The sequence below is a fragment of the Thermogutta hypogea genome (genome assembly GCF_055386265.1).
The window spans coordinates 2,615,078-2,639,292 of the sequence record NZ_AP042425.1; the positions used below are offsets into that span (position 1 = coordinate 2,615,078).

A 24,215-nucleotide genomic window follows, 5' to 3' on the forward strand; every position below is an offset into this window, starting at 1 on the left:
CGCCTTCGGCAATGTCCAAGCATCCGTTAAATTTTGCCAAGCGTGCTATTCTTGTCGATAACGACGTATCCGCCGCGATTCCCCCAATCACATGGCCGACTCGACCGGCTCGGCGGAAGAGGAAAAGTGCGTTTCCGTGAACGATTCCGACAAGAGCGCACGTCATGTACAATGACAAGCATGGATAAACCGCCCGCCTACCGCATCGTGCAATTCGAAGACCTGCCGGGCATCCCTTGCCCTTGCGGCACGGCCCGCCGGGCCTTCACCGATCTGCCGGAATATCCCGCCACGCTCCATCGCACGCAGATCACAGGCGAAGCCGCAGCCCACTATCATCGACGCTTGACGGAAGTGTATTACGTCCTGGAGTGCGACTCGGGGGCGGCGGTGGAATTGGACGGGCAGCGGGTTCCCGTCCGGCCCGGCACTTGCATCCTCATCCCGCCCGGCGTGATCCATCGCGCGCTCGGGCGCATGACGATCTTGAATTTCGTCGTGCCGAAGTTCGACCCGGCGGACGAATTCCCGGCCGATTGAGGCTCGCGCGGCGAAACGGTTTTTTGCGTGGAATAGAACGCCACGCCTGCATCCCGTGACGCATCAGCGCAGCGCGCTACCGACCGTCCGGGAAGAGCGAAGAGAGGTATTCACCTCTCTTCGCAATTGGTGACAAGGGACCGAACGGATCCTATCCGCACGTTGCCGAATAGGTGGGAGGCCGTTACCATTTCGAAAAAAAACGCGGCGCGAAAGGGGCAACCCACTCTCGCGCCGCGTTTTGATTCCGCTATTCGCTCGCATGGCCGGGCGAGCGAACCGGTCCGAAAATTGTTCAGGTGGAGCGGAGGGGAGTCGAACCCCCGACCTCTAGAGTGCGATTCTAGCGCTCTCCCAACTGAGCTACCGCCCCGCAAGGGATTCTCGGTCGCAACCGCTGCGAGGACCGATTCGCATGGAGGGAATCGGCACATTTCTCGCACCGGCATCGACCGGAAACTTCGCGAGTCTTCTCGCAATGACAGAATCTGAAAATCTGATTCTATGCCTTTCTCCGCGGCATGTCAAAGGCGGGTGAATGCAAAAGCCGATTGCGTCATCCCCGCGCCGCGCTCATGCTCAAACTTGCGACGGCGTCTGGGATCGGTCGGTGGAACGCTGAAGGGCCACGGCTCCGTCCCCGCCATGGATCGAGCTTAAGCGCCGCGCCGAAAAGTCTTTTTCGCTTATCCCACCGGCCGCGGCAGCACTGCGTTCGCTTCGGCTGATTTGGCCATCTCCCGTGACACCGGCCGAAAATGGGATCTTGACAGGCGAAAACTACCTTGGTAGTATTACCACAGTAAACGAAAGCGCGGCTCGTCCACGCAACCGTCCGTCCCCTGACGAAGCATCGGAATCCATTCGTCTTTCAGGAGGCACTCATGCGTCCCGGAAAACTGCGGCTGGGAGACCTGCAGTTGAACATCCTTCGGGTCTTGTGGCAGCGGGGGGAGTGCGGCGTGACGGAGGTGCACCGTGCGCTCGGGCCTTCCTCCTACGCGTACACCACCGTCGCCACCATGCTGCGGAAAATGGAGGCCCGCAAGCTCGTCGCCCACCGCCTGGACGGGCGGCGGTTCGTGTATTTCCCCTTGGTAAAAGAGGACGCGGTGGCTCGATCCGCCGCAGCCGAGTTCGTGGATCGAATATTCAAGGGGAGCCTCACCGCGGCGGTTTGCCAACTGTTGGATTCGCGCGACGTCAGCCGCGAGGAACTGGAGGCCTTGGAGCGTTTGATCGCGGAACGCAAAGACTTGGAAACACCCCAGCAGCCCGAGTGTTCGTAGAGATGGGCAATCCACGGTGAATTCGACGTGCGGGAAGTCAACGCCTCCGATCGCAACTGAACGAGGTTTCGAATCATGCAAGCGGCGTGGTATCTCCCTTGGGTGTTCGCCGGCGTAACGGTGGGGACGGTTTACCTGGCGGCGATTCTCGTGGAGCGGATTTGCCCGGCGCCGGTCCGACGCCGTGTGGTGTGGCAAGTCGCTGCGGGTTGCAGCCTCGCGCTGGGGGTAGCCGCTCTGACCGGGCTGGATCGGGCGGTCGGAACCTTGCTGCTGGACAGCCTTTTCCCTCACTCGCAGGCATCCGCAACGACTTTGCATTTGCCTATCGCTTCCGGCGTCGCCGCCGATGCCGATGCCGACCCGGCGTTCACGGGCGGCACCGAAAGTGACCGGTCGGATGCGCGGTCTGGGATCCCGAACCCGACCTTCAACCATCCTGCCGCGGCAACCGACATCGGCCGCGCGTCGCCGTCGCCGGGCGAAGCGCCGGAATCGGGAGCGTATTGCAGCCCTCCTGCGCACGCCGAATCGTCAACCGAGTCGGCGGCAAGGATCATGGGGGCCGATATAACCCGCGCGTCGCTTTTGGGCGGCATTTGGTTGCTGGGCGCCTTCGCCGTGTGGCTCCGCCAGCAATCGGCCTATCTGCGGTTGAGATCGGCCTGCGTGCCGAAACGCAAACTGACCGACGGACCGATCCCCAAATTCGTGGCCGGTTGGGCCGAACAACTGCAATTGCCGCCGCGGATCCCCGTTTACCTCTTGCCGGGGCTGAAGACGCCCGCGGCGTTCGGCATCTTTCGCCCCGCCCTCGGGTTGCCGGAGCAATTCACGACGACTCACCTCGATCCCGCGGAGCAGGCGATCTTGCTCCACGAATTGGCGCATTTGGCGTCCCGGGATCCGGTTTGGCGCTATTTGGCCGGTCTCGGCTCAGCCGTGTTGTGGTGGCATCCCGCGGCCTGGGTCATCCGTCGCCGATTGCACTGGGCCTCCGAGCTTGCGGCCGATGAAGCATCGCTCCTGCTTACGGACGGCCCGCGTCAACTCGCGCGCGGCCTCTTGCGTTACGGGCGGATCGTCTGCCCCGGCCTCAGCTCGGTGGTGGGCGTCGGTGGAGACGGTTTTCGCTCGGTCCTGGCACGCCGCGTCGCGAGACTGATGAGCCTATCGCAATCCACGAGAGAACCGGATCGACGCAGCGCCATGCGGACTGCGTCGACGACCACAATCGTTGTGACCGCGCTGGCGGTCGTTTTTTCCACGGTTTGGGCGGGAGCCCTCGGGCCGCTGCCCCAGGAAGAAGGAGGAACGGTTATGACCAGATTCGCAGCATCTTGGCGAGGTTCGTTGTCGGCGGTGACGCTGGCAGCGCTCCTCTCCCCTTGGAGTGCGACGGCGGAGGAGGGCCGTCGCGAAGGTCCGCCCCCGAAGGCCGACCGGCCGCCCGCGATGGAACGGGAGCGGGATAGAGCCCCCGAGCGAGATCGCGGACCGGATCGGGAACGCGGGGATGGTGAGCGTCGTGAAGGCATGGATCGTCCCCGACCGCCTCAACCGGATGCCGTCCGAGAGGAAATCGAGCAGGCCATGCGCCGAATTCAGGGTGCCCAGGCCGAATTGAAAGAGCGAGCCCAGGCCTTGCGACGGGAAATGGCAGGGGCCTCCGATGAGGCGAAGGCCCGAATCCGGGAGGCCATGGAAGGGCTGGAACGTCAAATGCGCGAGCTTGAGGCCAAGAAACGCGAAATCATGGAGAACTTCGCACTCCGCCGGCCACCGGAAAAGCCGGACGGCTTCCCTCCGATCGAGCGGCTGGAACGTCGGCTGGACGAATTACGGAAGGAGATCGCGCGAGCCCGTGAAGAAGATCGCATGGACGCCGTGGAGCGACTGGAAAAACAGATCGCCGAAACGGAACGTCTGCTGCACATCGCTCGCGAGGGCGGTCCCAGGCCGCCGGAAGCCGGTCCTCCCGGTCCGCCTCCCGAAGTCTTGGAACGCCGCATTGCCGAGTTGCGAGAGCAACTCGGACGCGCCCTGGACGAGGGAAAAGAGGAAATGGTGCGCGAGTTGGAACGGCGCATCGAGGAATTGCATCGGCAATTGCGAGCCCGCGCGGAAGGACGTCCCCTCCCGCCGCCGGTACCACCGGAACGCATGGAGCGTGTTCGCCGAGCCGCGGAACTGCTGAGGCGAGAAGGTCTGGGCGACATGGCGGAACTCTTGCTCGAATCGGCGCGTCCGAAGCCGCCGGGGCCGCCCGCACCTCCGCCGCATCGAGACGGTCCTCCTCCTCCGCCGCCGCCCCCGCACCACGACGGCCCCCCGCCGCCGCACGAGCCGCGTTAACTCCAAGCGGCTGAAATCCGGGCAGGACGAACACGCCTTTCGGCACGAGAAGTCTCCCCAGACCCGGACGGCCGATTGATCTGCACGTATTCGCTACGGGGAGAGGACTGCGGTCCTCTCCTTTTTTTCGCGAGATTAAGCGACCGCAGCGCGCCGTGCCTCGGGACCTTAATAACAATGGCAATCCGGGCGCGGCGTAATAATGGCCTGATCCTCGAATTCGCGGTCCGCCATTGCGCTGACCGTGAACTTTCTGCCCGTAAAATCGATCGCACAATGCTTCAACGCATTGAGAAACGGGCGGTGACTCAAGGAGACGCAAAGGGTAACGCGAATCTCGCCCGGTGCTAACGTCGGCAATCCGCTGATGTCGCAAGGCAAGTCGCCGCGAACCTGTACGGGAGAATCCGATAAGGGGTCCTCCAAGACCAACGTCATGGCCGGACCGACGCTCAAGCCGTGCAAACGCAAGACGTTGTGTGCCGAGAGTACGGTGGCCTCGATGTCGGCCCCTTTGGCCGCCTCCCGCGCGGCAACCGTGGCGGCATGCACGATGGTTTGCTCGACCAGCATCAAGATTCCGAATTGGATGACGGCCAAGAACGTCAATACCAGCACGGGCAAGATCAGCACGGCTTCCAAGGTCAGCGAGCCGCCGCGCCGGCGACGCCGGCGACAACCCGGCCCGATTCCGGTTCGGCGGCCGCCCGCCTTCGCCTTCGAAGCCTGCGCCGCCGATTCCGAGCGTCCCGTTTCGGCAAATCGCCCCGCACAGGACGAAACCTCGATTGGAGGGATGATGGATTCCGGTCTGATGTTCATCCTCACGGTCCCGGGCAGATGTATTGGTCCACTCGCACCAGATGCGGCCGACGTTCAGCACACGAATAGGCGGCGATGGTGAAAGCGGTGATTCGATAAGCGGGTATCGCAAGCCCGAAAAGGCGGGAAATAGGACTGGGGACTTCCATCACGGCTTGAGCTCGGACGGCATATTGGGTTCCCCCGTTGCCAACGATCTCCACGTAGGATTGCCCGTTGTTCCCCGCCGCACTTGCCGGCGGACACGGCAAGTCGGGAATCCCCGAGGGGTGGACCGGACAGGTCCCGGAGCAATCATTCGAGGTCTCGGTATTATCGAAAAAGACCCCGGTGACGGGCGGCAACGGCGTCCCGTTGATCGCGAAGACCACCGTCACCCGCACCCGGTCTCGTCCGATTCCGTCGCCGTCATCCTGTCCGGTTCCCTGGGAAACACCCGTCGTTCCGGCTCCAAAACGGATGCGGTCCCCCGGTTCAAAGCCCAGGTCGCCGGAGTTCGGGTCGGGAAAGAAATTGATCGTCAGGGTCGGCGATGTTCCGCCGGTCGGCACGAACTGCACCTGGTTGGCGGGATCGGTGAAACCGAAGACGTCGGTTTGGCACGGCAGGATGGGAGCGGGCGAATCGTCGGAGAGGATCGGCCCTGCCGAGGTGAAATTGAAGATGCCGCTCCCCCCGCCTGCCTGAAGATCGATCGTCACCGACTGGATCGTTAACCCGGACGGGGCATCGGGATCGGGACGAAACGCAATTCCCCAGGCGTTATCTTGAGCCAAATTGCCCTGCCCCTGGGCCGAGGCGTCGATCAATACCGATCCGGGGCCGCAACCGGGCCGGATCCCCGCGTTGAACGTCAAGGGACAGTTCGGATCGTCCGTCACGATCGCGCCGAAGATCAGGTTGCCTTCCGGCAAGACCGTTCCCCCCGGCCTGAAGACCGTGGCCGTACACGTCAGGTTCTGATTGGGGTTGGCCGGCCCCGCTGCGGGATCGTAATTCAGCCCCAAGACCAGTGGAAAACCGCGAACCGTATTGCTTGCGGCATAGGCCGCGCCGGTCTGTCGCGGCATGTAGGTATCGGTACCGCCGGACTCGGCCCAACTCTGCACGGCGGCCAAGGCGGCCGATTCCAGGCCGTTTTCCAGTTCCACCCGCGCCACCCACAAATGCCCCATTTCGAAGACGAAGGCGAACAACGTCAAGAAGATGGGCAACGTAAGGATCAACCACAGCGTCGAGAAGCCGCTGCGGTCGCGGGGGAGGTGTCCGCCGCAGCCCCATCGCCGCCGTCGCCCGTCGCGCCAAGCACGGCTCGCAACAGCCACGACCGATCTTGTCGAAGTCTGACGATTCATAAGGGGTCGCCGCATGAGGCTGATATCCGGTTTCACCGCGCGATCACCGAACCACCCGGTCGGTAGCACGGCACTCTTCACAAGGCCAAGCCACGATCACAAGGTGTAATGAAAAACGTTGGAAAATGCCGTGACCTTGCCGGGCAGTACCAAGTGCAGACCGCAGAACCGCAGGAGGTCCGGCATGATCGCCGCCTGAGGTACGATCACAATCACCCGCACATACCCGCCCGGGGGCGGCGCGGAGAGGAAATCGACGTCGACGGAAACGTCCGGTGATTGGAGCAAGACGGGACTACCACCGAGATTGTGTTCCAACACGACGGCCGCAGTGTGAATACCGACACTCGCCAATTGCTTGCTCACAGCGTCCGTCACCGCGGCCGGGACGGGATCGCCGGGCACCGCGGACAGACTGCCGGCTCGAGACGCCGCCAAACCGCCGATGCGTGCCGCCAGCGAAATCTCCTGCATATTGGCGAAGTATTTTCCGAATTGGACCGCCGCCAAGATCGCAATCAAGATCAGCGGCAGCACCAACACCAATTCCAAAATCAGCGTGCCGCGCCGATGCCGCATGGCGTGAACCGCCAATCGCCCCCGGCTTCCCGCTCTTCGGCGAATTCGGGACTCATCCATCGCGAAGACCTCTCTTGCCGCGGACCGGCTCCGGACCCCATGTGCACACAACGTCCGCTCAGCGGATGTCGCTGCAAATTATGCAAGTCATGAAGTGCAATTCGTGTGCCCGACGTCTGCGTTCTAAGGAAACTTAGCTCGCGGACGGGGGACGTGCGCGGTACGATTGCCACGGATGTTCCGAGCACGTACCCGGAGCTGGTACCCGGAAATGGGCTCGGCGGTCCAAGACGCAGCCGCCAAAAACGGATCAAGCGGTCAATCCGAACCCTCGGCCGCCGCCAAAATCCGATTCCCGCGCGATCCGGGCTGAAATTTCCGTTTGGGCGGGTAATAACGTTCCGGCGCCGGCTGGAGAACGAGAGCAAAACCGACTATCCGCGCCCGCCGCCTCGATTCCGCCGACCATGTTGCGGCATTGCAACAGGAATCGCTGAGAGAAATCATCATCCCGGATTGGCTCCCGCCCGTCGCACACCCCCGCCGCCCCGCCCCGGGCGTATAATGGCTAGACGTTCCCTGACCCGAGAGTAATGTCGACCGAGAATCAGCAAAAATCACGCCCCATGACTGTGCCATGTCTCTATGACGCCGTGCTCTTGGTTTCATTCGGCGGCCCGGAAAAGCCCGAGGACGTGATGCCGTTCTTGGAAAACGTGGTTCGCGGTCGTCCCGTGCCGCGCGAACGATTGTTCGAGGTCGCGGAGCATTACCATCACTTCGGCGGTCGCAGTCCGATCAACGACCACTGCCGCAAGCTCAGGTCGGCCATCGAGCGGGAATTGGCAACCGGCGGACGCCCTCTGCCGGTATTCTGGGGCAACCGCAACTGGCACCCATTTCTGACGGACACGGTCCGCGAGATGGCGGATCGCGGCGTGCGCCGCGCCTTGGCGGTCGTCACCTCGGCGTTCGGTTCTTACTCCGGTTGCCGTCGCTATCTCGAGGACATCGAAGAGGCTCGCCGCAACGTGGGGCCTCATGCCCCGCAAATCGACCGCCTGCGTCTTTTTTTCAACCACCCCGGTTTCATTTCCGCGTGGGTCGATAGGATTGAAGACGCGAAGCGCGAACTGACGAGCGCCCGGCCGCTCCTGCTTTTCACCGCCCACAGCATTCCCACGGCCATGGCTCGTTCCGGGCCGTACGTCGAGCAACTCCGCTCGGCGTGTCGGATCATTGCGGAGCAATCCGGTCTACCGAATTGGGAGCTGGTCTATCAAAGCCGCAGCGGTCCCCCGCAAGTGCCTTGGCTGGAACCGGATATCTTGGATTTCCTCCGCGATTTGGCCGCGGTTCCTCCAGCGCCCCAGGTCATCCTCGCCCCCATCGGCTTTCTCTCCGACCATATCGAAGTGCTGTACGATCTGGATGTGGAAGCGCGAGAGCTTGCTCAACAGCTCAACATTCCCATGACGCGGGCCAGGACGATCGCGGATCACCCCGTGTTCTTGCGCGGATTGTGCGAAATGATTGAGGAGCGACTGTCGGGCTCCGACGAGCGCCGTACCGTGGGCGACCTGCCGGCTTGCCCGGACGTCTGCCCCATCGATTGCTGCGCCGCCCGCTAGCCGCGGCGAATCGCCATCACGCCCGCTCGGAGCGCAACGTATCCGGTCTGCGATACCGGAGCATGAACAGGCGAAGGGAGTCGCCCGGGCGGGAGAAATAAAAAACCCCGATGCGGCGAACCGACATCGGGGGGTATAAGCCTAGTAGCGTGCGATGAGCCGATCGTATGCCGAGCATCCGGCTCCATGTCGTCGAGCGTGAGACTCGACTAGCTGAAATCCTTAGAAAGGAGGTGATCCAGCCGCAGGTTCCCCTACGGCTACCTTGTTACGACTTAGTCCCAATCGCGGAGTTCATCTTCGGCACCTGCCTCCCTTGCGGGTTAGCTCGGCGACTTCGGATGCCCCCCACTTTCGTGGCTTGACGGGCGGTGTGTACAAGGCTCAGGAACACATTCACCGCGGCATGCTGATCCGCGATTACTAGCGATTCCGGCTTCATGCAGGCGAGTTGCAGCCTGCAATCTGAACTGGGGCGCGCTTTTTGGGATTTGCTCCCCCTCGCGGGTTTGCTTCCCTTTGTACGCGCCATTGTAGGACGTGTGCAGCCCTGGTCATAAAGGCCATGAGGACTTGACGTCATCCCCACCTTCCTCCGGTTTAACACCGGCAGTCTCGCTAGAGTACCCGGCATGACCCGATGGCAACTAACGACAGGGGTTTCGCTCGTTAAGGGACTTAACCCGACATCTCACGACACGAGCTGACGACAGCCATGCAGCACCTGTGCACGTTCCACCTCAAAGAGGCGTGGCCCCGCTTTCACGGGGTTAATCCGTGCATGTCAAGACCAGGATAAGGTTCTTCGCGTAGCCTCGAATTAAGCCACATCCTCCACCGCTTGTGTGAGCCCCCGTCAATTCCTTTGAGTTTCAGCCTTGCGACCATACTCCCCAGGCGGAGCACTTAACGGTTTCCCTACGACCAAGAGATCATGGAGAATCCCTCGGTCTAGTGCTCATCGTTTAGGGCTAGGACTACCGGGGTATCTAATCCCGTTTGCTCCCCTAGCTTTCGTGCCTCAGCGTCAGAAAAGACCCAGTGAGCCGCTTTCGCCTCCGGTGTTCCTTGGGATATCAACGCATTTCACCGCTCCACCCCAAGTTCCGCTCACCTCTATCTCTCTCGAGCTTCACAGTTTCGAATGCAGTTCCTCGGTTAAGCCGAGGTATTTCACATCCGACTTGCAAAGCCGCCTACGCACCCTTTAAGCCCAGTAATTCCGAGTAACGTTCGGACGGTTCGTCTTACCGCGGCTGCTGGCACGAACTTAGCCCGTCCTTCCTCTGAGGATAGGTCAAGCCGACCCTGAGGGCCGACATTTCCTCCCCCCTGACAGCGGTTTACAACACAACGGCCTTCGTCCCGCACGCGGCGTCGCTCGGTCAGGCTTGCGCCCATTGCCGAAGATTCTCGACTGCAGCCACCCGTAGGTGTCTGGGCAGTGTCTCAGTCCCAGTGAGCGGGGACATGCTCTCACACCCCGTACCCGTCATAGCCTTGGTGAGCCTTTACCCCACCAACTAGCTGATAGGACACGGGCCCCTCCTCGGGCGGAATCGCACCTTTGGTCCGAAGACGTCATCTGGTATTACCCGCAGTTTCCCGCGGCTATCCCAGTCCCGAGGGCAGGTAACCCATGCATTACTCTCCCTTTCGCCGCTCGAGCACCCTTGCGGGCCTCGTCGCACGACTTGCATGCCTAATCCACGCCGCCAACGTTCACTCTGAGCCAGGATCAAACCCTTCAATTGATGTTTGCTTACCTCCCGAGGAGCTTATCCTCAAGAAGATGGCTAACCGTTTGAAAGATCTGATCGACGCTGCCGTGGTCGCCCATGGCAGCTTACGTGATCCGGTCGCACCGGCACACGTATGGGGCTACATCAACACGCTACTAAGTTTTCAAAGATCGGCGGTTGCTTCTGGCTGACCAAGCCTTTCGTCAACCGGCATTTCTAATTCTATCGCGCCGCTTACGACTGTCAACGGGTGGTCCCGACGACTTTTTCCCGTTGCGGCCCCGGGTCATCCCGGCTTGCTGCGGCCGCCGCCGCGGGTGAAGGTTGAAGGCTTCCAAGTCCCACAGCGGAAAAGCTTATGTTACCTGAGCCCGCCCCGCCGTGCAAGCCCCCGCCCGAGTCGTCGGCGGTATTTTTCACTCGCGGCATCGCGCTCCACGCGTTCAGGCGTGGAATGCCGACCTGCTCAGGCCTAGCAGCCTGTTGAAAAAGTGTTTGCTAGCACAACTGGTAGCGGTTGCAATCGGCTTCCACCCACGACGGCTTGTGCAAGCGTTTTTGTTTTTCAACAGGCTGCTAGAATAACATTGATCTTCGGCAGGCAACGCCTCGGGCTTGAGTCTTTGCCGAGCGGCCGGGCGTTGCCCAAAACCTCATCCCGGCAACCTTCGGCGGGAGACGACGACCCATGACGGGACACCGCGACTCGCACTCGCCCACGTCCCACACGGTTACTATCTTTGTTACCGTGGCGGGCATTCTTGTTGCAGCTCGTTCCGTCAATGTGCTCGCCCAGTCATCCGACATCACGCCCGCCGCCCCTTCGCCGCAAGCCGCCGTCTCGGTCGGCGGCACGTCGGTTTCCGATTCCTTCTTCGAAATGCAAGGCATTTCGTGGAGCCTGACCGGTCCCAACTGGTTCGCCCGATTCGGGCCGCGGCCGCCTGTCTCCTCTCCCCCCTTCGGCAACTTTCCCGGTGATGCCGGCGCGTCCGTCGGCTTCGGGATGCGCGGCGAGCGCGTCCAGGGAGAGTTCTTCGGCCGCTGGTCCCAAGGGTACCGGAGCGCGGCGACCTTCCAAAGTCCTTCGCTCATGCTCTCCGACGGTGCGTATGGTTGGTGGTGGGACGCCTCTGCCACGCCCTTTGTGATGGGGGTCGTGCCCATTCTGGGTGATCGGCCCGGCGCAGCGACCGGGTTGCCGCCGCTCCACGAACCGCGACCGACCGTGCTCGAACGATCCGAGGCCTTGTCCGCAACGACCCCGACGGAAATGCCGCGGATTCGACCGCACAACCAGGCGACCGGGCGGAACATCGACCCAACGGCCGACGCAGTACCGCCGCGGAACGACGGGGTTGTCGATGCCGGGTTATCGGGGCCGACTGAGGAACCCGCCGGTGATGCTCACCCCGCGACTCCGGCCGCTCAGCCCCGGTCCGAAGCTCTTGTGTCGGCTGAAAGGAGCGACGCGCCCAGCCTCTCGATGGCCGGCCGCGGATGGTCCACGGCGGTCAGCGAGGGACTGGGCGTGGAAGAAGCGGAGAGACTCCGCGCGGCCGAATCTGCCGCTCAGAACCGGGAAGCGGATACCCTCCTGCGCAAGGCTGCGGCCGCTTTCGAAGCAGGTCGGATCGGGACCGCGGCGATCTATTGCCGCATGGCGTTGGCCCTCGCGAGCGGCGCGACGCGTGCCGAGGCCTTGCGACTTCAAGACCGCATCAGCAACGCCCGCCGACATCCCGGCCCGTGAGTGACGATCGTGCTTCGGGCAGCGGCGAAAGCGGGGAAGCCGACTGACCGTTCACCGCGAGGGTTTGCCGACGAGCTGAAACTCCCAAAGCGTCGGGCCCTCTGCGGCTTGGGTGATTTCGAGGCGAAAACGCCGGGCCACGACGGGCGGGAAATCGACCGCGCAATTCTCGCCCACGGTCGCGCCCTGGTGGCAGGTGATCCAATCGCCGTCCCGCTCGGCCAGGATGCGAAAGGCCCGGATTCGCCCGGGAAAGGCCTCATGCATCCATGCCCGGCTCACCTCGCACGGCGCTTGCAGATCCACTTCCAGCCAAGCTTGTTGCGTGCCCGCGTCCGTGGCCCAGCGTGTGTCCGGGTCATCATCCAGGGCCTTGTCCGGGCCGAATTGCTCGATCTTGTTTTGAAAGACGTTGGAGGCACGGGCCGGTTTTCGGACGCTGATCGCCCCGGCCGCCCCGACATTCACCGGCGGGATCGCCAAGGCATCTCCGTCGAGTTTCAGTTCGATGACCGTGATCAGGGGGTCGGCGGTGTCCAGATTGAGAGTCAGGCCCGCGTCCGTTTGCTCCCACCGCAGATTCCCGCCGGAATGGACCGTCGCCCGCACTACGCGAGCGGGAATCGGCGGCAGCGTCAGCGCACCTTCGTTCGGCCAAGCGAAGACGAAGAGGAAGATCGAATCGCCTTTGCTGGTGGAGGCACCCCATCGACCGGGCTTGAACGGTCCGCCCCGAGTGCCGTATACGCCGTCACCGTACCGGGCAAGCCAGCGGCCGATCTCGCGCAGGCGTTCCGCCTGCCGCGGCTCGATCCGGCCGTCCGGCATCGGGCCGACGTTCAGCAGCAGATTGCCGTCGCCGCCCACCGTACGAAGCAGAATCTCCAGACACTCGCGCAGCGACTTCAGTTGGTCGTCCGGTTTCCATGCCCATTGTCGGCAGATCGTCATGCACGTTTCCCATGGCCGCTCACGATCGAAGGTGCCCACCCGCTGCTCCGGCGTGTCGAAATCGCCGCGGAACTCGCCTTCGGCCGTAATCCCCTCCATGCCCTTACGGCCCTTATCGACACGATTGTTGACGAGGATATCGGGTTGGCAGCGGCGGATGTGCTCGTAAAGCGCCTTGCCGTACTCATGGGTCCACGGTTGTTCCCACTCGCCGTCGAACCACATCACGCCCAGCGGGCCGTATTTCTCGATGATTTCCCGGGTCTGATTGTGAAGGTACTCGACGTAACGCGGCATATTGGGGTTGGGTTTGGCGGTCCTGCCTCCGGGCGAGCCTAACGGATAATCCGGATGGTACCAATCGCAGATGGAATGATAAGTACAAAACATGATGCCCCCCCGGCGGCACGCGTCGGACAGCTCACGCAAAATATCGCGTGCGAAGGGCGTGGACATGATGTCGTAGTCGGTATACGCCGAATCCCAGATGCAGAAGCCGTCGTGGTGCTTGGACGTGATGACGAGATACCTCATGCCCGCCTCTTTCGCCAAGGCGACCCATTCATCGGCGTTGAACTTCTCGGGATTGAACTGTTGGTAGAGGGAATCGTACTCCTCGACGGGGACCTCCCGGCCGCGCGACCAGCCGATCTCGGTCCCCTTCAGGCTGACCGGTCCCCAATGAATGAACAGCCCGAAACGCATGGCCTGCCAACGGGCCATGGCCTCCGGATCAGGTTTGCCACCGGTCCCGGCAGCGGGGTCTTGCCCGTCAAGCCGCCCTCCGGAAAAGCTCCCAACGGACAGCACGGTCAAACTCACCAACACAAGCCACACACTTCCGGTTCGCATGATTTCCCTCCGCGGATTCTCCCCAGCGCTGAACTTATCCCGCGTCTTCGCAGAGACTTTTCAATGCGGTTAAAATACTTGCTCGCACATCCCGACGCAACTTGCGCGTCGACAGGACGCTGGAATTCGTGCTCACCCCGCGTACCAAGCGGGAAACCTGCAATCTGACACTGGGAGACCACCATGCCCCGGCGCCGCAAATCGAGGCTGATGATTCCTTTGCCGCTGATGGCCGCGTTGCTTGCCGTGCCGAACGGCTGCGGAAGGCAAACCGACACGTCGAACGCCCCCACCGTTTCCGGCGAAACAAAGGATGCCCAACGCTCGATCGGCAGCGTCGACGCCGGTAAAGAGGACACGAACCGCGAGCAGGAATGGTACCGGGCATGGCAGTCCGGAGACGAAGCCGGCGGCGAATCCGTCCCGCCGCCGTGGCCCGAGATTTTCCAAACCCTGACTGCCTCGCAAGCGGCCTTCCAGTTCGATCCCCAAGGCCGGCTCGTGGGCGTGGATATGGCGTCGCGTCGCAGGGTCGGCGGCGATACGGAGATCCGCGCGGCGATCCGAATTCCGCATTTGCGCCGTCTGGCCGTATCGGGCTTCGGCGTTACGCCCGAGGGCGTGCGGCTGTTGGCCGCCTGCACGACCTTGGAGGAGCTGGCCTTGGAAAACACCAAGATCGACGACGCGGCGCTGGCGGAATTGGCGGCGCTACCCAACTTGCGCTCCCTCAACCTGCGACGATCCGTGAACCTCACCGACGCCGCCGTCGAAACCTTGACGCGGTTTCCCAAGCTGGAACAACTGTACCTGCACGACAACGGTTTCTCCGCCGAGGCCCTTGCCAAGCTGACGGCCCTCGGGCAATTACGGCTGTTAGACCTTCGCGGTTGCCCGGGCGTGGGCGTGGAGGTCTTAACGCAGATTTGCGCGCTTCCCCGGCTTTCCGATTTGCGGATCCGCGGATACGCCATCAACGATGCCTGCATGGAGGCCGTCGCAAAGTGCCGAAACTTGTCGGCTTTCACCTTGGAGGAAGCTGCGGTGACGGGGAAGGGGCTCGCCCTTTTGGCCGGCCTCCCGCTGGAGTCCCTCACCCTCTACAAATGCTTCACCGTCCGAGAGGAGGATTTGGCCGTCCTTGCCGAATTCCCGCAGTTGTCGCGATTGTCGCTGCGGGATATGCCCCTCCGCGGCGACTTCTTACGGCATCTCAACGCCTCGCAACTCACCGAGTTGCGTTTGTACCAAACCATGGTGGGCGACGGTAGTGCGGAGCACCTCCGCCACCTGAAGACCTTACGCCGTCTCGATCTCTCCAAGACCCTCGTCGGCGACGCAGGCTTGAAGGCCGCGGCGGAACTGCCGGCCCTACGAGAACTGCTGCTTGCGGAAACGATGGTGACGGATCAAGGCGTCTCCGTGTTGGGACCATTGCCGGCGTTAGAGATCCTCGACTTGACGGGCAACCTCGGCGTAACCGATCAGAGCGTGCCGATTCTGCAAAACATGCCCAACCTCAAGACGGTCTTCTTGGACGGCACCTCGGTAAGTCGGGACGGCCTGGGTCTGTTGGGCGGCCGCGCTCAAGCCTCCCTTCCGCCGAACGAATGAATGCCGCGCGGATCACCTGCCCCGTGCAGGCCGCAACGATGAGCAAGGTCTCGCGTAAAACGCGGTTGAATGCGGTTGCCCGGCAAACCACGATTTCCGCCGTCGCCGCGCAACTCGCACTCCGCCCGCGAAGTCCGTAGCGCTTGACATGCGCGGCTCTTCGTGGACAATCGCAGTCGGTGAAACGGGCCGTGAAGAGCCGCGGCGCGGTCTCCTTTTTTTTCGAGAAAGGCACACGCTATGGCGACGCAATCGTCTCTTGCCGGGCACACCGGCGCTCTTACGACCGATACGACCCGGACTGAACGCGGTGGGAATCGCCGCAAGCCATCCCTGTTGGGAATCCTCGTAGCGGCATGTTGGGGGCTTGTTTCCGCGGCACACCCGCCGGCGACGTTCGCTCAAGCGGCTTCTCCGGCCGGCGGGGAAGTTCGGGCCTGGGAAGATCAATTGACAATCCCCACCTACACTTGGGTCGATGACATCAATCCCAAGTTTTGGGCCTTGGAGGGCGGCCCCCGACTTTCCACCACCGTACACGGCTCCATCGTCTATCCGTACACCATGCAGGATCACCTGCTCCGCGAAAAAGGCGATCGCACCTACAAGGCCCTCTGCCTCGAAAACGAATATCTCAAGGTCGTCTGCCTGCCGGAGCTGGGGGGACGCACCCATTCGGTCTTGGACAAGACCAAAGGCGAGGAGATGTTCCACCTAAACGGCGTCATCAAACCGGGAATGATCGCCATGCGGGGCGGGTGGATTTCCGGCGGCATCGAATGGAATACCGGACCGCACGGCCACACGGTAACCTGTTTATCGCCGGTCAACGCCTGCGTCGGACACCATCCGGACGGATCGGCGTACCTCTTCGTCTCCAACACCGAGCAAATTTTTCGCACCCGCTGGACGGTCCGTTTGACGCTCCGTCCCGGACGCTCGTATTTGGAAGAGGAGATCACCCTGTACAATCCCACGGACGGCGTGCATCCCTACTACTTCTGGAACTGCACGGCGTTTCCGAATCGGCCGGGTACGCGGTTCATTTTCCCGATGTCGTTGGGAACCGACCACAATGCCCGCGAGTTCTTTCGCTGGCCGATCCACGAGGGCCGAGATCTGACGTGGCTGAAGAACTATGAGACGTACGCATCGGTCTTCGCGGTGCAATGCACGCACGATTTTTTCGGGGCGTACGACGTGGATGCGGATCGGGGGATCGCCCAGTTCGCCGACCATCGCAGATTGGGCGGAAAGAAGGCCTGGACCTGGGGCGAATGGGAATTCGGCAAGGTGGCGCAGCAAGACCTCACGGATGAGGACGGGCCGTACATCGAGGTCCAAAGCGGTCCCTTGCCCACGCAGTCGGACTACGGGCGATTGAACCCGAGGGATCGCGTGACCTGGCAGGAGTGGTGGTACCCCGTTCACGGCTTGGGGGACGGTTTTGAATTCGCCACGCGCGAGGCGGCCGTCAACGTCCTGCGTTTCGCGGATCGCACTGAAATTCGCGTCCTGCCGACGGGCCGCTACCCCGACGCTCGGTACGAGGTTCGGCAAGGGGGGCAAGTGCGAGCCGAAGGCAGGGCGGACCTCGTTCCGGACCGCCCGACGGTGGTCGCGCTTTCGCCGCCCCCGGCAGCCGATCAGCCGCTGCGGATTCGCATCGTCGACGCCCAAGGCGGACTTATCCTAGAGTACGAAAGCCCGCTGACGATTCCACGGGTAGATCCGCCCGACCCCCGCACCTTCGCCGAAAAGCCGGATGCCGAAAAAACGGCCGACGACTGGTACGCGTTGGGAGCCAAGCGAGATCTGGCGACGGACCGTGCGGGGGCTCGGCAAGCGTATTCGGCCGCACTGGAACGCGAGCCGGACCACGCCTCCGCGCGGAAAGCCTTGGCCGTGCTGGATTTTGAGGCCGCGCGGTACGACGAAGCCCTCCGACACTTGGAGCGGGTGCTTCAAGCCGACCCTAACGACGGCTGGGCCTGGTTTTACGCGGGTTCCTGCCACCTCGCGCAGAATCGCCCCGAGGACGCCGCCCGCTGCGCTGAACGTGCCTCCCAATGCCCGGAAACAGCCCTGCTCGGCAACGACCTGCTAGGACGCGCCGAGTGGCGGCGAGGGAGGCGAGACCGGGCCTTGCAGGCCTTTCAACAGGCAGTTCATATTCAGCCTTCCGATTATCAGGCGCGTGTTCACCTCATGTCGGCGCTGTGGGCAATAGGGCGCAAGGACGAAGCCGAGCGAGAAGCCGGGTTGCTCTCCGAACTCGATCCTACCGCCCTCTTGCCGCGAATCATTCCGGCCCTGCGATCGCCGGAGGCTTTGGAAATCGCAGCCCGTGAGGCAAGGCTTTTGTTGGGCGAAATCGAGTTCGAGGCCCTGGAAGCGGCCCTCACGCTGCACGCCTTCGGCATGGATCACGAGGCGACGGAATGGCTGCGGGCGGCCTGCCGCACCGACGCCCCGGAAGAGGCGACCGGGTTCATGCCGCTCTACTATCTGGCCCATTTCTCGGCGTTGATCGGCGACGAGGATGCCTCGCGGCGCTACCTCCGCCGGGCCGCACACACCGCCAAAGAAGGCGTCTTCGCATCCCGACCGGAAGAGCTGGATGTCCTCCGGTACGCGGTGCGGGAGAATCCGCAGGACGCCCAGGCCCGCCTGCAACTGGGATGTCTGCTGGCCCATCTGGGACGCCCGGATGAAGCGGCGCGGTGGTGGCGTGAAGCCGTCACCCTTGCGCCGGGAAACAGCATCGCCTGGCGGAATCTAGGATTGGAGGCGGCGCATCGCAACGATCTGAAGGAAGCGGAAGCCTGTTACCGCAAGGCGATCGCGGCTCGTCCCGACGATCAGACCTTGTATCGCGACCTTGCCGAAATCCTGATTGCGTCCCAGCGCCGGCCGGAGGCGATCTCCCTGATTCAAGAAATGCCGCTCGCACTGCCGCGGCGGTCCGAAATTACCACTCTGCTGGCCCAGTCCTTGGTGGACGAAGGACGCTACGACGAATGCGTCCAACTACTGGAGGGCACGCCGTATTTCACGAATTGGGAGGGTCAAGACATCGTGTGGCGACTGTTCAATCAGGCACATATCGAGCGAGGAAAACAGCGTTTGCAAGCCGGCGACGCCGCGGGAGCGTTGGAAGACTTCGAAGCGGCCCTGACTTACCCGCCTAATTTGCACGTCGGCCGCTCCAATAAACCGATCGAGGCCCCGGCCCAGTATTGGCGAGGCACGGCCCTGAAGGCCCTCGGCCGGGAAGCTGAAGCCCGGGCGGCGTGGCAAGCCGGCGCCGAAGGGGTCGACGTCCCCGGCATCCAAAACGAATTCCGCGAAAAATGCCGCCAAGCCCTCCAGTCGCTCGGCGCCCAATCCGCGGCGGAACCGCCCGACGCCGCCGAACGAAACGTGCTCACGGTCGGGCACACGTCCGTCACGGCGGCCGCCGCTGCGACGCACGCCGCGGCCGAGGCTCGCCCGGATGACCCGGATGAAGAATTGCCCCTTTACGTCTGCCGCAAGATCGATCGCGATCTGGAAGTCTCGGGCAAGGTCGACGATCCTCTGTGGGAAATCGCTGAGGTCGCCGAGTTGCGGGATACCGTCACGGGCAAGCCGGGGCGCTACCGCACCACCGCCCGGCTGCTTTACAACGCGCACTATCTCTATCTCGCCTTTCAGTGCGAGGACGAGTATGCCTGGGCCACGCTCACCGAACGCGACGACCCGATCTACGAAGAGGAGTGCGTCGAGGCCTTTCTTTGCCCTTCCGGAAAGACGCGCCAATACTACGAAATCAACGTCAGCCCGCGGGGAACGGTGTTCGACGCCTTCATCCTCAACGGTCGGCCGGTAGGCGGAGACCGTATCCACTTCCGCGGATTGAAGGAGTACACATGCGAAGGTCTGGTGGTGAAGGTGTCCGTCGACGGCACGCTCAATCAACGCGGCGCCAAGGGTTGGTCGGCGGAGTACGCCATCCCTTTCACCTCGCTGATCGGAGCCGACGAGATCGTTCCCCGTCCGGGGGAAACATGGCGGATGAATCTCTTTCGCATCGACGCCCCGGAGAAGGAACACCCCGAATACTACGCTTGGTCGACGACCGGCGCCGTCGACTTCCACCGACCTTGGCGTTTCGGTACGCTGCGATTCCAATAGCCGCGGCGCTCCGCGGGATTGAATCGCGGCGATCACTCCATGGTCGGGCCGGCCCCGGGCCGCGAGCAGCCGCTCCGGGCAGGCCGCTAGGGTTGGTCCGCCTCTAGGGTCTTATACAGCGGCAGGTGGCGGTAGTACACTTCCAAGATCAGGGCATGGACGGCCGTCACGTAGAGCCGTCCGGCCTGTTCCGCCCAGCGATCCGGGACGGGTTGCATCGGATCCCAACTCCCGGCGAAATCCCCTTCCCGAATCTGAGTTTCCAGCAGCATGGGCCGAATGCGATCGTTCCAGGCGCGCCAGTAATCCCCTTGCATTTGGAACATCACCTGGGTGGCATAGTACCAATAATAGGCGTCGCGGAGGCGATATTGCGGAGTACCGAGGTCGGGCAGTTGACCGCGGAGGAAATCCGCGCCCTTCACAAGCGGCGGATGCGTGCGGTTCCAGCCCAGATAGATCCGCATCAGCAGCCCCTCGGCCGTCATGGCGCGGTTGGGAACGCGCCCGTGGATCTGGCTCGGCGTTTCGCCCGCATGAGGATTGTACATGTATCGGGCGCCGTCTTCCGTTTGGGCCAGATCCAGCCAATGCGAAACCTTTTCAAGGACGGGGCGCGGAACGTCGAAGCCCGCCATTTCCGCACTCTTTAGGGCCATCAGTTGCCAGCCGGTCACGGAAGTATCGCTTTCCCGTCGCGGCTCGTAACGCCAGCCTCCGTATTGGGCGTGTTGAGATCGCACGATGAAATCGACGGCCTTTTCTCCCGGCTCGCGGAGGGCGGGGTCCCGCGTCATCCCATAGGCTTCGCACAATACGATGGCGGCCAATCCGTGCCCGTAAAACCTTGTGAACGGGTCCGGATCGGCGGCGGGAGAGTAGAGTCGGCCGTCCGCTTGCTGATGGGTCGTCAACCACTTGAGACCCCGCTGAACGACGTCTTGGTATTTGCCCTCGGTATGCGTGTAGCCGGCACCCAGGAAAGCCAAGAGAACCAACCCCGTGGCCGACGTATCGCCCTGCATCGTCCCGGCGGCGAACGCCTTGATGTCGAGTCCGGATTCGGCCGGGATGGCGTGCAAACTCCAATGTCCGTCGGGGAATTGGAGCCGGGCGAGGAAGGCCAAGGCACGCTCCACCGCCTCCTCGGTCTCGGGACCGCCGCCGAACTCAGCCGCCCGTTGTCCCCGCCGCGTGGGACTGCGTTGCATGAAGGCTTCGGCCGGTTCCAAGGGAGCCGTACCGCCCAAGGCTGAGGGGACCGGCGTCGTGCGGCGAACGGCTGCAAAGCGCGATGCCGAATCCTGTACCACGTCGCTTTCCGGACGCGAGAACCTCCCCGGCAAGCCGACGCGGGTGGATGACGGGCCACCCACGCCGCCGTCGCCCAGGGAATCACTCCGCAAAACCGGCAATCCGCCTTCCCTGCGGACGGCCGTCAAGCCCGTCGCGGCAGGTTCGGCGCCGCCGCCCGGGCCGTTGCCCGGAAGACCTACCATCGCCGCTTCTTCCGCCGGCCCCGGGCCGAGGGAGGAGGGCAAGCCGGGCGTCACTTGCCCGCGACGGACCGGCCCGCTCCCGATCGGCAGCGCCGCCGTCGGCTCGATGTCCCCGCCGCCTGGAGTTCTCGGCGGTCCCGCATCACGCCCGAAGGTTCCGGACAACTCCGAAGCCGAGGCCCCTCCCGGTCCTTCTTCCACTCCCGATGCGTTGCCGCCGCGTACGGGAGCCCCGGCGGCGTTTCCACGGAACCGCAGATCGAGCGTCGCGGTCCCGTCCGAAAGGCCGTTTGCAGACGCCATGGTACCGTCCGCGCCGGAGCTCTCGCCCGGCCGCGCGGCGATGCTCTCCGCTGCCACGGCCCCCGCCGTGCCGCCGCTCAATGCGGAAGCAAGCGACGGTCCTCGCCCCTGCCCGGCCGCCACGCCGTCATCCCCGAGCACTCCCGAGAAATCTTCCATCCTTTCTCCCGAACCGCGTGGGCCGCCCATGATGCCGCTTCCCGAGGCTCGGTCACCTTCACTCCCGCCCAACCGACCGGCGGTAAGGATATCGAGAGGGCTGTCGCCGCCCAACCCGCCGCGGACCTGGGGAGCGGTCCCGCCCCCGGCGACAGCCAGGGCGCTTTCGTTGGGCACAGCTCCCATGCCGCCTAGGGCGCCGCCCCCTCCCGTGCCGCTCCCTTGAGAGACAGCCGCCGGCTGCGCATCGGCGACCATTCCCGGCTTCCCCGGAGCGGTCAGTCTCGCGCGACCCGCAGCTCGGATGCCCACCTCCCCCAGCGCGACGACGCCTTCGGTTGCGGCCGTTTCTCCGCGCCGGGCCGATACCCCACTCGTCACCCCTGAAGCGCTCAGCGAAACCAGCGGCGCATCCGTCCCGGCACTCGACGACAAAGCCCCGCCTGTGGACAAACGCGGCGTGCCGGCATCTCGGGCCAAGACGCCCGGCGACGAATCGATTCGCCCAGGATTGCTCACCGGGGCGGTCCGCGGCGACTCCGCGGCGGCCGTCGGTAAGCCTGCGGCGCCGCCCACGGCGCCCGGCGATCGCTCGCCGGTAATGCCTGCCATCAAGGGCGCTGCTCCGCGGTCTTCACCGGCGACCGTCCGACCCGGCGAATGCGGGCGGAGGTCGGCCCGGGGAGCATCCCCGATGGCTGCCCCGGCCTCTCGGAGCGGACTGCTCGCCTCCGCCCGGCGGCCGTCATTCACGGCGGGAGAGGGCGACGGTTGCGTTCGCGCGACATCCTGCGGACGAACGCCGGCAACCGTTTGGGCCGCCTCCGCCGGTAAACCTCGAACGGTAGGAGCACGAGCCGCAATCGATTCCGTCGCGGCTCTCACTTCGTACGGCTCCGAACGCGGCGACAGGACCGGCGCCGCCCGCGGCGCAGCGGGTTCCACCGCGACCGGCGATTCCTGCGTCGTAGCGATGCGGATCGGATCGGTCTGCGATGATCGTTGCGGCGGCGAAGGAGCGACCTCGAGGTTCCGCTGCGGCGTACTCACGGTCACGCGGGCTGCTTCCACCGCGGACGCCGATCGTGGCGAGGCACTCGGCGACGGTCGCGAGGTGGGCGAGGTCGGCGCAACGTCCGGGTTCGCTTCACTCCGGGCAGGCCGCCCCGCCTCCGGTATTTCCGGCCTCGGGCGATCGTCCGGTTCGCGCAGCGGTGTCCGCGGCTGGAATTCCCGGCTCGCCTCCTGACGCGCAACCTCGCTGGAGGTGGGCTGCGGCTGTCGGGCGGGCGGAGCGGGAGTCGGCCGAACCGGCGATGTGAGTAGCGGCTGATCGGCTTGCGGCTGATGCTCGAACACCTGCCGTTCGGCAGGCCGAGACGGCGTCTCCGCACGGTGCGGCGCCGTCAATTCCACGCGGGGCGGCGGCACGGCTTGCGGATCCGGCGGCATCTCGGCCTCCGTCTTGCGATCTCGCGTGGGATCCGGGACGGGCGTCAAGGGTGCGGCGGGCGACGGCGGCGTAATGTCGGGAGACGTCAGCGGCGACTCCGTGGGAATCGCCCGATCATACTCGGACGGCGCACCCTCGGCGTCGGTCGGTGCCGAGAAATACTCTCGCAAGATGACCCGTTCTTCTTCAGCCTCGGCGCCGATCTCCTCCGCCTGCCGCTGCGCCGCCAGACGCAAATACTGCTCCCGAAGCATGACCGCCAAGATCATGTGTAAAAGCAGGCTGACGATGACGCAGAATTGCACGCGGCGTGCGGCGCGGCCGCGCAGGAGAGCCGTCGCCCAAAACAATCCCGCCACCAACAAGGCCACCACCGACAACCGGAAGAAACCGTTATGGAGTAAGCGAGGATCCCAGAAATTGTCGGTGGTTGCGTAGACTATCCCTGCGGTAAAGGCGGCGAAGATCACAATCGCCAGATTCACCGGCCAGACCTGTTCATCGAAATCCGCCAACCGATCCGGCACCATCGGCCGAATCACTTGGCGAGTCTTGGGCGGCGGTGGATGGGATGCACTCATCGAAGATTACGATCGATTTCTCTGCTACAACGGTCCCGAATCGGACCGAAGATACCGAAGCGTCGGCGGCAAGACCGCCTAAGGCCCGCTTGAAGACGGCGGCCCCTGCCCGCTCCCGCCTTGCTGCGTGGCCAAGAGGTAATCCGTAATGTGCGCCTTCTTGCACGCATTGATGGCCGTGACGACGGCCTGCAAGCGGCAATTCTCATCCGCACGAATCACGACCGACGTTCTGCCGGGATTGCTGGACCAAGCGGAGAGCAGCATCTCCTCAAGTTCCGCCGACCCCATCATCCTGCCCGAAACGAAATAGCGTCCCTGCCGGTCGATATTGATGATCAATTCGCGCGGCCTGGCGATCATGGGCTGGGCCTCGCTGGCATCCGGAAGCTTGACGGGCAACTCGCGCTCCTCCTCGGCGAACTTGGCCGCCACCAAGAAGAAAATCAGCAGATTGAACACGACGTCGATCAACGGCGTCATGGTCAGGGATTCCAGGGCGCGACTTTTATTGCGGATGAGGATCGCCATCGGATGGAAAGCTCCGGCCCTCGGCGGGGC

13 protein-coding genes, 1 tRNA gene and 1 rRNA gene are annotated in these 24,215 nt (G+C 63.7%); 7 read left to right on the top strand and 8 right to left on the bottom strand.

Features of this window, described 5'->3' with window-relative positions; translation table 11 throughout:
* Nucleotides 1–180 precede the first annotated feature (180 nt).
* Complete coding sequence (locus tag ACZ5B4_RS09430; RefSeq protein ID WP_464910975.1) at nucleotides 181–540, top strand: cupin domain-containing protein; 360 nt, start codon at nucleotides 181–183, stop codon at nucleotides 538–540.
* Nucleotides 541–840: 300 nt separating this feature from the next.
* Here ACZ5B4_RS09430 and ACZ5B4_RS09435 read toward each other — a convergent pair.
* Nucleotides 841–913 (bottom strand) — tRNA-Ala (locus ACZ5B4_RS09435).
* Between the two features lie 511 nt (nucleotides 914–1,424).
* Here ACZ5B4_RS09435 and ACZ5B4_RS09440 point away from each other — a divergent pair.
* Both ACZ5B4_RS09440 and ACZ5B4_RS09445 read left to right on the top strand, forming a co-directional pair.
* Entirely contained in the window at nucleotides 1,425–1,829 is a 405-nt protein-coding gene (locus ACZ5B4_RS09440) for a BlaI/MecI/CopY family transcriptional regulator (protein WP_464910976.1), read from the top strand.
* Between the two features lie 75 nt (nucleotides 1,830–1,904).
* Nucleotides 1,905–4,184: a M56 family metallopeptidase gene (locus ACZ5B4_RS09445; RefSeq protein ID WP_464910977.1), complete on the top strand. Its 2,280-nt coding sequence runs from the start codon at nucleotides 1,905–1,907 to the stop codon at nucleotides 4,182–4,184.
* Between the two features lie 168 nt (nucleotides 4,185–4,352).
* On the opposite strand, the gene ACZ5B4_RS09450 is transcribed toward ACZ5B4_RS09445, so the two are convergent.
* The 3 genes from ACZ5B4_RS09450 to ACZ5B4_RS09460 all read right to left on the bottom strand — a co-directional run bounded on the left by ACZ5B4_RS09450 (nucleotide 4,353) and on the right by ACZ5B4_RS09460 (nucleotide 7,000).
* A complete protein-coding gene (locus tag ACZ5B4_RS09450) occupies nucleotides 4,353–5,006 on the bottom strand; it encodes a TadE family protein (protein WP_464910978.1) in 654 nt (217 codons plus the stop codon).
* A 2-nt stretch (nucleotides 5,007–5,008) separates the two neighbouring features.
* A complete protein-coding gene (locus ACZ5B4_RS09455) occupies nucleotides 5,009–6,331 on the bottom strand; it encodes a TadE/TadG family type IV pilus assembly protein (RefSeq protein ID WP_464910979.1) in 1,323 nt (440 codons plus the stop codon).
* 126 nt (nucleotides 6,332–6,457) lie between these two features.
* Nucleotides 6,458–7,000 (bottom strand): TadE/TadG family type IV pilus assembly protein, encoded by a 543-nt coding sequence (locus ACZ5B4_RS09460; RefSeq protein WP_464910980.1) that lies wholly within the window; start codon nucleotides 6,998–7,000, stop codon nucleotides 6,458–6,460.
* Between the two features lie 566 nt (nucleotides 7,001–7,566).
* On the opposite strand from ACZ5B4_RS09460, the gene ACZ5B4_RS09465 reads away from it, so the two are divergent.
* A complete protein-coding gene (locus tag ACZ5B4_RS09465) occupies nucleotides 7,567–8,571 on the top strand; it encodes a ferrochelatase (RefSeq protein WP_464910981.1) in 1,005 nt (334 codons plus the stop codon).
* A 226-nt stretch (nucleotides 8,572–8,797) separates the two neighbouring features.
* On the opposite strand, the gene ACZ5B4_RS09470 is transcribed toward ACZ5B4_RS09465, so the two are convergent.
* Nucleotides 8,798–10,325, bottom strand: a 16S ribosomal RNA gene (locus ACZ5B4_RS09470).
* 676 nt (nucleotides 10,326–11,001) lie between these two features.
* Here ACZ5B4_RS09470 and ACZ5B4_RS09475 point away from each other — a divergent pair.
* Complete coding sequence (locus tag ACZ5B4_RS09475) at nucleotides 11,002–12,066, top strand: hypothetical protein (protein ID WP_464910982.1); 1,065 nt, start codon at nucleotides 11,002–11,004, stop codon at nucleotides 12,064–12,066.
* A gap of 51 nt (nucleotides 12,067–12,117) precedes the next feature.
* Here ACZ5B4_RS09475 and ACZ5B4_RS09480 read toward each other — a convergent pair whose 3' ends face one another.
* On the bottom strand, nucleotides 12,118–13,869 hold the full coding sequence (locus tag ACZ5B4_RS09480) for an alpha-L-fucosidase (protein WP_464910983.1): 1,752 nt from the start codon (nucleotides 13,867–13,869) through the stop codon (nucleotides 12,118–12,120).
* Between the two features lie 183 nt (nucleotides 13,870–14,052).
* Here ACZ5B4_RS09480 and ACZ5B4_RS09485 point away from each other — a divergent pair, with 183 nt between their 5' ends.
* Both ACZ5B4_RS09485 and ACZ5B4_RS09490 read left to right on the top strand, forming a co-directional pair.
* Nucleotides 14,053–15,483, top strand: coding sequence for a leucine-rich repeat domain-containing protein (locus tag ACZ5B4_RS09485; protein ID WP_464910984.1), 1,431 nt, complete (start codon nucleotides 14,053–14,055; stop codon nucleotides 15,481–15,483).
* 240 nt (nucleotides 15,484–15,723) lie between these two features.
* Nucleotides 15,724–19,659 carry a carbohydrate-binding family 9-like protein gene (locus ACZ5B4_RS09490; RefSeq protein WP_464910985.1) on the top strand — a complete coding sequence of 1,312 codons (3,936 nt, stop codon included), beginning with the start codon at nucleotides 15,724–15,726 and terminating at the stop codon, nucleotides 19,657–19,659.
* An 86-nt stretch (nucleotides 19,660–19,745) separates the two neighbouring features.
* Here the strand turns inward: ACZ5B4_RS09490 and ACZ5B4_RS09495 are convergent, their stop codons facing one another.
* Both ACZ5B4_RS09495 and ACZ5B4_RS09500 read right to left on the bottom strand, forming a co-directional pair.
* Entirely contained in the window at nucleotides 19,746–23,654 is a 3,909-nt protein-coding gene (locus ACZ5B4_RS09495) for a hypothetical protein (protein WP_464910986.1), read from the bottom strand.
* Between the two features lie 78 nt (nucleotides 23,655–23,732).
* Entirely contained in the window at nucleotides 23,733–24,185 is a 453-nt protein-coding gene (locus ACZ5B4_RS09500) for an ExbD/TolR family protein (RefSeq protein WP_464910987.1), read from the bottom strand.
* Nucleotides 24,186–24,215 lie beyond the last annotated feature (30 nt).

Excerpts from the sequence above, each read along its gene's own strand:
- ACZ5B4_RS09440 (WP_464910976.1), top strand. The coding sequence starts at position 1,425 with ATGCGTCCCGGAAAACTGCGGCTGGGAGACCTGCAGTTGAACATCCTT.
- ACZ5B4_RS09430 (WP_464910975.1), top strand. The coding sequence starts at position 181 with ATGGATAAACCGCCCGCCTACCGCATCGTGCAATTCGAAGACCTGCCG.
- ACZ5B4_RS09445 (WP_464910977.1), top strand. The coding sequence starts at position 1,905 with ATGCAAGCGGCGTGGTATCTCCCTTGGGTGTTCGCCGGCGTAACGGTG.
- ACZ5B4_RS09485 (WP_464910984.1), top strand. The coding sequence starts at position 14,053 with ATGCCCCGGCGCCGCAAATCGAGGCTGATGATTCCTTTGCCGCTGATG.
- ACZ5B4_RS09495 (WP_464910986.1), bottom strand. The coding sequence starts at position 23,654 with ATGAGTGCATCCCATCCACCGCCGCCCAAGACTCGCCAAGTGATTCGG.
- ACZ5B4_RS09465 (WP_464910981.1), top strand. The coding sequence starts at position 7,567 with ATGACTGTGCCATGTCTCTATGACGCCGTGCTCTTGGTTTCATTCGGC.
- ACZ5B4_RS09490 (WP_464910985.1), top strand. The coding sequence starts at position 15,724 with ATGGCGACGCAATCGTCTCTTGCCGGGCACACCGGCGCTCTTACGACC.
- ACZ5B4_RS09500 (WP_464910987.1), bottom strand. The coding sequence starts at position 24,185 with ATGGCGATCCTCATCCGCAATAAAAGTCGCGCCCTGGAATCCCTGACC.
- ACZ5B4_RS09475 (WP_464910982.1), top strand. The coding sequence starts at position 11,002 with ATGACGGGACACCGCGACTCGCACTCGCCCACGTCCCACACGGTTACT.
- ACZ5B4_RS09450 (WP_464910978.1), bottom strand. The coding sequence starts at position 5,006 with ATGAACATCAGACCGGAATCCATCATCCCTCCAATCGAGGTTTCGTCC.
- ACZ5B4_RS09460 (WP_464910980.1), bottom strand. The coding sequence starts at position 7,000 with ATGGATGAGTCCCGAATTCGCCGAAGAGCGGGAAGCCGGGGGCGATTG.
- ACZ5B4_RS09480 (WP_464910983.1), bottom strand. The coding sequence starts at position 13,869 with ATGCGAACCGGAAGTGTGTGGCTTGTGTTGGTGAGTTTGACCGTGCTG.